The sequence below is a fragment of the Cellvibrio sp. genome (assembly GCF_053579595.1).
On record NZ_JBRFPI010000176.1, the window covers coordinates 1 to 9,062 of the forward strand.

A 9,062-nucleotide genomic window follows, 5' to 3' on the forward strand; every position below is an offset into this window, starting at 1 on the left:
GTTATTGATTCCAACCGCCCCATCAAGAGCGATGAATTAATTCCTGACCAAAGCGCAGGAATAGTCATTCCCGGAAACCAAAATTTATCCGCTTATGAGCGCGCTGATCGCATCCAGAATTTATTTATTCCCTATCACGATGCCATAGAGGCATTACTAGATGCGCGCCTGCTCAGCAACCCCAAGCATCCCACTCTCTTTTTGAGCATTCACAGTTTCACACCTTTCCTGTTTAATCAGCAGCGCCCATGGCATATTGGTGTCTCACATAAAAGTGATGCTCGCTTTGCCAAAAATTTATATCGCGCATTGGTCCAACAAGGCGATATTATTGTCGGCTTTAACGAGCCCTATCCGATTGAGGATGCATTCGACTACAGCATTCCGACACATGGAGAAGCGCGAGGGCTGCCCTGTGCAATGATTGAAATTCGTCAGGATGGATTGACAACCGAGACAGGGATCGAACGCTGGGCGACACGTATTGCACGCGCCTATCGCGCAATTGATTTGGCATATTGAGATTTATTCATGCAGAAAAATCCTACTGAAATTTTTATTCACTATCTGCACCAACTCAAAGTGATAGTAGAGAAAATTGCGCTTCATCAGCAACAAAATCCCGCCCTACTTCATACCAGTTTGCACAGCGATATGCTGCCACTGCTCGCGCAGATACGCACAGCAGCTAATTTTTCCCTGCGCACCTGTTGTCCGCTAGCAAAGCGCGAGCGGATTAGTTTTGATAACCAACAGGAAACCTATGCTGGTTTACAACAACAACTGGATGAAACCATTGCATACTTGCAAGCGATACCTGCTGCTGAATTTCATCAGCCACCTGCACACATTCAGGATAAGGCAGGTTTTACTGAATTGGATTTAGCCGCAGATGAATATGTGAATTTTTATGCTTTACCCAATTTCTTCTTTCACCTTTGCATGGTTTATAGCATTGCCCGCCACGCCGGTGTGCCGCTCAGCAAAGGCGACTTTGACGGCTACCATCAGTATCCGACCGGTTTTTCGTTTGTTTAATTCAACTTATACCAACCAATAAACCTACATTACACTCGATTCACCAGCACCAGAATTTCTGCCGGACCAAGATTGCGAATTTCCACACAGTGAATACCCGATTCCAGCCGCCTTGCAGGTTTGCTACTGCCCACGCTATCTACCAAATAATTGGCATCGGCGGCCTGCGCAGTATTCACCACCACCGTCATCACACTGCCCAGTGGATTTAACGCACTATCAATTAAAATATCCGCGCCGCGCATTTGGGTGCCGTGCGGATTGAGCACAATTAAAAATTCTTCGTCATCAAGAATGCGCGACCAGGCAATAATTTCACCGTTACCATAAACCGCGAATGGATTGCCGAGAAAAGTGATCGGACGCAAATATTGGCGGCCAACACGCAGCGCCGGAAATTGTGCGCGCGCCTGCGCCATCGCTTGAATACGGATGTAAGCACTGCTAGCAGGATCAAAGCAGTGATGCCCCACCGTGCCGAAGGGACCAAAACCCGGCAAATTGTCATCGCAGGGATTCGCTGCCGAATCCAAACCGGCAAGTCCATCTTTGCGCGGATGCTCCGCACCAAATAATGTTTCGCGCAGGTAGCGGTCATTAGATCCGAATCCTTCCAGCCAAATTCGCTCGGCAAGCTCAGGCCCACCTAAACTTTGCTCTGTACCGTAATAAATACAGGGAATGCCCAAGGTAAATAATTGTATGCCAACTGCTGCAGCCACTTGATTGGGCGACGCTGCCTCAGCCGAGAAGCGAATTTTTTTGCCAAATACGTGATCGTGATCATCCAAAATAGACACATGCTTTTCGCCCACTGCGCGATGCGAGCCCATAACGGCATTGCCCGGATCAAACCCAGCAAAATAATCAGCGGGATGCTGCAAACCTTTGGCGACCTGATTGAGCGTGATGCGCATACCACCAATATCCAACGCCGCATTTAAATTGCGACTAAGTACATTTAAATAGCGGTCCTGTTCAAAATCGCCACCCGCAATTTCGCCCACCAGAAAAAAATTACTCTTGCCCAAATTAGCGGCGAACTCTTTGATAGTGCCGCAAAAATTGCGCGCCTGCTCAAAAGAGACATGCTTGAGTGTATCGATACGAAAGCCATCGCAATCGCTCAGTGCAATCCAATATTTAAAACAACGGGCAAGCTCACCCATTAAGTGTGGATGATCAAGATTGAAATCTTTGAGCGTAATAAAATCCGTGCGTTTATGTTCGGCTTGTGGATCGTCAATACTACCTGCCCCTAAATTACCGGCGCCGGCGCGCGTATATTTATCGGGATCCTGCAGTTCACTTGGCCACACACCCTGTTCATCGCTTGTGATCACGCCCACATCTTCACCTTGTTCACCGCGCCAGGCGCCAAACGCATGCCTGGCGCTAGTGTAATGCGGCTGGAATTTCCCGCCGGGCAAATGCGCGGGATAAGTCCAATTTTCACCCGAGTGATTGAAAATGATATCGAGAATAATGCGCATGCCTTTGCTGTGTGCAAGCGCCACTAAATCCACCAGTGCTTTACGATCACCAAAGTGTGGATCCACATCCAGAAAATCCTGAATACCATAACCGTGAAAGGAATTGAGATGGCCGCGTTGCTTAAACACTGGACTGAGCCAAATAGTGGTGATGCCGAGGCCTTTTAAATAATCCAGTTTGGAAGCAACGCCACCAAGGTTGCCGCCCTGCCAGCGCTCACCGCCGGATTGTGACCACAAATCCCAACGCCAATTTACCGGGCGCGCGGCGGCAAGGTTGGTGCGGTCGAGCAATGGCCGCTGGGCTTCAAGGCCATCGCTAAAACGATCAACCAACAGGAAATACAGGGTTTCGTTGCGCCAATCCGCCGGGGAGGGAAAATAATTGATACGGCGCGGCAGCTTTACTGTGCGGATGGCCGCAGGGCGCGGCGCATTGAGGATAGTTTGAGTGAATGACATAGCGGGAAATCTCCTTCGGCAGCGGCCGTATTCCGATGACTACTCTATGCTGGATTGACTGCTCAAAAAACGAACCAGCCAGACTCGACTCTACCACCCGGTTTTGACCACCAGCTAGCAGAAGCGCGGACATTGCTATGCTGTTTTGGCTCAAACGACCCTCTTTTGATAACCCAATAATCCATTTGCAGAAAAAATATTCCGCTACTATGGCGGAATATTCATCCTGCATCGTCATGGACTATGAGGAAATCACCTTGGTGGCTGAAGCCCATGACCTATAACAACAAATCGAATAACGATTCACCGACTACCAAACCAATGACCGAGAACGCACAGCAGGACAATATCGCCAACCTGTTTGTTGCCTTGCGCAGCACGCTTGCACGTGCCGTATCGCGTTTGGTACCACCCAAGGAAGTGGAAGACATAGTGCAGGAAACCTATGTGCCCGTTTGCCAGGTGGAGACGCCGGAGCAGATCCAGTTCCCGCGCTCATTTATGTTGCGCACCGCGCAAAACCTGGCTCTGGATCACCTCAAACGCGCTGAAACGCGTTTAAGTGTGAGTTTGGATGATGATTTGGATCTGGAGCTGGTGGGGTTTACCACCCGCGCCGATGAAACCTTTGATCGCGTTGCGGCCAATCAGGAATTTGGCTTTTTTTGCGAAGCGGTGCGGCAATTGCCGCTGCAGTGTCGCAAGGCGTTTGTATTAAAGAAAGTCTACGGTTATTCGCAAAAAGAAATTGCCCTTAACCTTGATATCAGTGAGAACACTGTGGAAAAGCATATCGCTACCGGCATTAAACGCTGTGCGCAATTTATGGCTGAGTTAAAGCAAGGCACTGGCACGCGCCAGACAAACTCATCGCTCGCCAAAAATATGGGCGCTCAAGAGCGGAGCAAATCATGAGTAATATTATTGATTTCCCCAACCGCGAACAGATTTACGATCAGGCAAGCCTGTGGATCGCACGTATTGATCGCGAATTAGCGGCGCAAGAGCAGCAGGAATTAAGCCACTGGCTCAACGCGAACGAACAGCATCGCGCGGTATTATTTGAGATGGCGGAATTGTGGGACAAGATGGACAGCCTCGCGCGCCTTGCCGATTTATTTCAAGCACCGCAGCAAGCATCAGTATCACCACGCGCGCGCAAACCACGTTTTTACGGTGCGATTGCCGCATCGCTGGTATTGGTTGCATTAGTGTTTGGTTGGAGTTTTTCTACCTCCCAATCGACATCACTCATCGCATGGCTGCACAGCGACCAAGCGGTGGTTGATGGCGTTTATGAAACGGCTGTGGGTGAACATTCCAACGTAAATTTACCGGATGGCTCGCTATTGGTGTTAAACACCAATAGCCGTGTGATCGTTAAATACAGTGAAGACCATCGCTTATTTTTATTGGAGCGCGGCGAATTAAATATTGAAGTGGCGCACGATAAAACTCGCCCACTGAGTGTGGTCGCTGGCAATAAAGTCGTGCAGGCTGTAGGTACTGCATTTAATGTGCGCATTCGCAATGACAACGAAGTTGCATTGTTAGTGACCGATGGAAAAGTATTGGTCGCCAAACAAGAAGTGCAACAGACGATTGAAAAAATTGTCGCCGAGCGTTTGCCCGCCACCTCCATGGCAGTTGCAAAAGGTGAAAAAGTGCTGCTAGGCGCAAAGCAGGAAACTATCGCCAGAGCAGACGACAATGAAATCACCGCACAACTCAGCTGGCGGCAAGGCAATCTGGTATTTCGTGGCGAAACATTGGAAGACGCCTTGGTGGAAATTAATCGCTACACCTCAGTGCAATTTGAGGTGATCGATGAAAGTATTAAACAGGAACGTATTGCCGGACTATTTAAAGCGGGTGATGTGGATGGTTTACTCGCCGCACTGGAACAAAATTTTAATATTCACAACCAGCGCATTGGCAACAATAAAATTCGGTTAAGTGCCAAATAAGCGCAATAACGATTCGTATTCAGGGGCACCGCTGACGCTTAATGCATCATGGTGCGAATAACTACTCACTGCAAGATTTTTGCAGTGAGTGTTTGGCGGTTGAGCAATTTCCTGTTTTATCGCGAAAATTTTTTCCCTCGCCCACCTAAAAAGTCTGCCAGACTATATCCAAGTTTATTGCGCCCACGCTTGTTCCTTGGCGCACAAGTCTTTAAGCTCTAGCATCAAGCATTACCACTACGAAAAAAGAATCCGGCTATATTGTGCGGCGCGGGGTTCCAATAACAACTATAAAGCGACAACAAAATCACAATAATGTGTTCACAGTGCAAATGTCCTCATTAAGATGGCGGAAAAAAATTTGCCCATCGTCTATTAAGCACGCGAGCAAGATGCTCGCGGCTGAGGTAAACGAGCAGGCAATTTTTCGGTTACTGGTTTTTGCCCTCGCGGTAGGCACACCTATGCCTGCGTGGGCGGAAAACAATTCTCTCGCTAAAATTATCCAGTTCGACATTCCTCAGCAACGGGCAGATCTTTCGCTCACTGAGTTTGCCGAGCAGGCCGATATTACGCTGATATTTCCGTTTGATGATGCAGCGAAAATAATCACCAATAAATTGGCCGGTCGCTATTCCATCGAAGACGCTGTAAAGCGCTTGGTGGCGAATACCAAACTCAGTGTGAAGATTGACGAGAAGGGTCTGCTGACCATTACGACCAATCAGTCTCACGAGGAGTTGGATTCAATGCACAATAAAAATAAACTCAGCGCTATTATTGGCTTATTAACCTCCGTTGCCGGCACCCAGGCAATCGCACAAGATGCACCCCTTCCATCAGGTGCAACAGAACAAGTCGAAGAATTAATGGTGACCGGTATTCGCGGTAGCTTGCAGCGGTCAATGGATGTTAAACGCGCGTCAGGCGGTGTGGTCGATGCCATCTCCTCCGAAGACATCGGTAAGTTTCCCGATACCAACCTCGCCGAATCATTGCAGCGTATTACCGGTGTGTCGATAGACCGCTCAGGCGGTGAAGGCCAATTAATTACCGTGCGCGGTTTCGGCCCGGAATTTAACACCGTATTAATTAATGGCCGTCAAATGGCGACCGAAAATTTATCGCGCGCATTTAGTTTTGATACAGTTGCATCTGAACTAGTGAGCGGTTTGGAAGTGTACAAAACCTCATCGGCGACTATGCAATCTGGCGGCGTAGGCTCAACCGTCAACGTAAAAACCGCGCGCCCATTTGCAATCGGCGATTTTAAAGTCGCGGGCAGTGTGAAAGCGGCGATGGAAGAAAACAGCGAAGAAACCACACCGCAAATTTCTGGCTTGATCAGCAATGTCTTTAATGATGGAAAATTCGGCGCACTGCTGGCCGTCTCACATCAGGAGCGCGACACCCGTTTAAATCAAGCACAAATGGATGGATGGCTGGAAAATGTCGGCATCCCCACCTCTGAATTAAATGGCGGCGCGGGCGTGCCTGCAGGCACTACGATTTTTTCGCCACGCAATTACGACCACAAAGTCACCTTTGAAGAGCGCACCCGTACTAACGCGTCGCTTGTGCTGCAATTCGCAGCAACCGATGATTTAACCATTACCACCGACGCTATCTATTCCGATTTTGATGTAGAAACCAATGCGCTTTCATATGGCCACTGGTTTACTGCACCGAACATCACCGATGCAGTGACCGATGAAAACGGCACTGTCATTGATTTGCGTCAGGAAGTCGGCTTGGCAACGGACATGCACGCGAAAAAATTTGATCGCCTCACGTCCAACTCGCTCTTCGGCATTAATGCTGATTGGCAAGTGAACGACAAATTGAATTTGAATTTTGACATCACCACTTCAAATGCCAAGCGCGATGCTAATAATGGCGGCGGCGATCAGCTTTCTTTGATTGGTTATGCCAACCGCGTGCGCTTCCAGGTGGACGACAATATCCTGCCTTATGCGAGTGAATTTGCCACTGCCGACGCAAGTATTTTCTCCGGCCAACAAGAATTGGATGGCACTGCTTATCGCGATCCAAGTGCACCCAATTATGTTGCACCGGCAGGTGTAGGTGATTTGCTTGATAAAGACAATAGCCGTGCACACGTAATGTTGCGTCGCGGTTGGGCGGTGGATGACGAAGTCAACCAATTCAAAATGGACGGCACTTGGGATGAAGGCGGCGATTCCGGTTTAGTAAAAATTAAATTCGGCACTATGTTCTCCAGTGAAGACAAAGCACTGGAGCGCTGGGATAACGAAGGTGTCGGCATTCACTGTACCTATTGTGGCTATCCTGATTCGCCCGTGATTCCTGCCGATATGCAATATATTTTTGATGCGGGCGATGATTTCCTCAGCGATGTCAGCGGCAGTGGCCGCATGCCCACGCAATGGCTCGCGCACGATGGCGAAGCGCAATTTGCTTACCTCGAAAGCACCAGCGGCAAAAATTTTGATGCAGTGAAGCGTGATAATTCCTTCGTCGTTGAAGAAGATACCTTATCGTTTTATTTGGAATCTGAATTCGCTGGCGATTTGAGCGGCATGCCTGTTTCTGCCATTGGTGGTGTGCGTGTTGAATCCACCGATGTCACTGTCACGGGTACTGAAGCTCCCGTCACTGGCTTGCGTATTTTGGATGAAACCGAAATGCTCGCGCAATTTGGTGCAGCACAATCGATTAACGTCGATAATAGTTACGATGCAATCCTACCCAACATGAGCATCAAACTGGATATAACCGATGACATGGTTGTGCGCATGGCGGCATCCAAAAGTTTAACGCGCCCCACTCTCACCAGCATGGCACCCGTGACAGTAATTACCACCACCCGCCAAGGTGGCAACCTCACCTCCACCAGTGGTAACGCTGCACTCAAACCCTTTGAATCCGACAACTTTGATTTAAGTTGGGAGTGGTATTACGGCGATGCCAGTTATGTATCTGCCGGTTATTTCAAAAAAGACGTAGCGAATTTTATTGTCAACACGATTGCCGATAAAACCTTCACATTGCCCAGCGGCAGTTTGCTACTCGATCCATCAACCGGTAGCGACACCGGCGCCGCCGATGCCAACGATTCAGTGGCGGTATTTAAAAATACCCTACCCAACAATGGCGAAGATGCAACGGTAGACGGTGTTGAACTCGGCGTGCAACACACCTTCGGCGAAAGTGGTTTTGGCATGATGTTTAACGCCACACTGGTGGATAGCGATGCTGAACTCGACCCAGCCGATGTTACACAGGTATTTGCACTCACTGGTTTGAGTGATTCTATGAACCTGGTCGGCTTTTATGAGCAGGGTCCAATACAACTGCGTTTAGCCTACAACCAACGCGGTGAATTTGTGCAATCGCTTACTCAGAGTAATGGCAACGGCCCCACCATCGTAGAAGATTACGAGCAATGGGATTTAAGTGCGAGTTACGATGTTACCGATGAAATTACCGTCTTCGTTGAAGGCATTAATCTCACCGAGGAATACACCCACAAACGCGGCCGTTACGACAACCACTTATTGTTAATTGAAGATAGCGGTCGTCGTTGGGCACTGGGTGTACGTGCGAGTTTTTAATCCCGTTAGATGTCAGGTGAACAACTCATAGCCTATGTCCGCTATGATTTTTAGGCCGCTGTTTTTTACAGCGGCCCTTTTTATTTCACAACCTGTTTCATTTTTTTTGTCATTAATGTCCCTACCCGGGATGGCAATATGAGTTACCAACGGGTCCGCTATGAATAATAAGATATCCAATATTGTGATAGTCGGTGGGGGCACTGCTGGCTGGCTTACTGCGGGGCGTATCGCAGCACACCATCGTGCGCAAGATGGCAAACATATTCGTGTCACTCTGATTGAATCCCCCAATATTCCCATTATCGGCGTAGGTGAAGGTACCTGGCCGACTATGCGCTCCACCCTGATGAAATTAGGCATTTCCGAAACCGATTTTATTCGCGAGTGCGATGCCTCATTTAAACAGGGCGCAAAATTTGCGCGTTGGGTAACAGGTACTGCCGATGATTTTTATTATCATCCCTTAATGTTGCCGCAAGGGTTTGGAAAAACCAATTTGGCAG

The 9,062-nt window shown here is 48.7% G+C and carries 7 protein-coding genes; 6 read left to right on the forward strand and 1 reads right to left on the reverse strand.

Annotated features, from left to right (window positions below; translation table 11 throughout):
* Both ACWA6V_RS11990 and ACWA6V_RS11995 read left to right on the forward strand, forming a co-directional pair.
* Nucleotides 1-522, forward strand: a 522-nt coding sequence (locus tag ACWA6V_RS11990; protein WP_449522706.1) for an N-formylglutamate amidohydrolase, incomplete at its 5' end; no start/stop codon positions are given.
* 9 nt (nucleotides 523-531) lie between these two features.
* Complete coding sequence (locus ACWA6V_RS11995) at nucleotides 532-1,038, forward strand: DUF1993 domain-containing protein (protein ID WP_449522707.1); 507 nt, start codon at nucleotides 532-534, stop codon at nucleotides 1,036-1,038.
* Between the two features lie 29 nt (nucleotides 1,039-1,067).
* On the opposite strand, the gene ACWA6V_RS12000 is transcribed toward ACWA6V_RS11995, so the two are convergent.
* Entirely contained in the window at nucleotides 1,068-2,993 is a 1,926-nt protein-coding gene (locus tag ACWA6V_RS12000; protein WP_449522708.1) for an alpha-amylase family glycosyl hydrolase, read from the reverse strand.
* 273 nt (nucleotides 2,994-3,266) lie between these two features.
* On the opposite strand from ACWA6V_RS12000, the gene ACWA6V_RS12005 reads away from it, so the two are divergent.
* The 4 genes from ACWA6V_RS12005 to ACWA6V_RS12020 all read left to right on the forward strand — a co-directional run.
* Nucleotides 3,267-3,908: an RNA polymerase sigma factor gene (locus tag ACWA6V_RS12005; RefSeq protein ID WP_449522709.1), complete on the forward strand. Its 642-nt coding sequence runs from the start codon at nucleotides 3,267-3,269 to the stop codon at nucleotides 3,906-3,908.
* Nucleotides 3,905-4,960, forward strand: coding sequence for a FecR family protein (locus tag ACWA6V_RS12010; RefSeq protein WP_449522710.1), 1,056 nt, complete (start codon nucleotides 3,905-3,907; stop codon nucleotides 4,958-4,960). The genes ACWA6V_RS12005 and ACWA6V_RS12010 overlap by 4 nt, the downstream gene beginning before the upstream one ends.
* Before the next feature lie 392 nt (nucleotides 4,961-5,352).
* Nucleotides 5,353-8,556 (forward strand): TonB-dependent receptor, encoded by a 3,204-nt coding sequence (locus ACWA6V_RS12015; protein ID WP_449522711.1) that lies wholly within the window; start codon nucleotides 5,353-5,355, stop codon nucleotides 8,554-8,556.
* 160 nt (nucleotides 8,557-8,716) lie between these two features.
* Nucleotides 8,717-9,062 (forward strand): tryptophan 7-halogenase (locus ACWA6V_RS12020; RefSeq protein ID WP_449522712.1); only part of this gene is annotated, 346 nt, incomplete at its 3' end.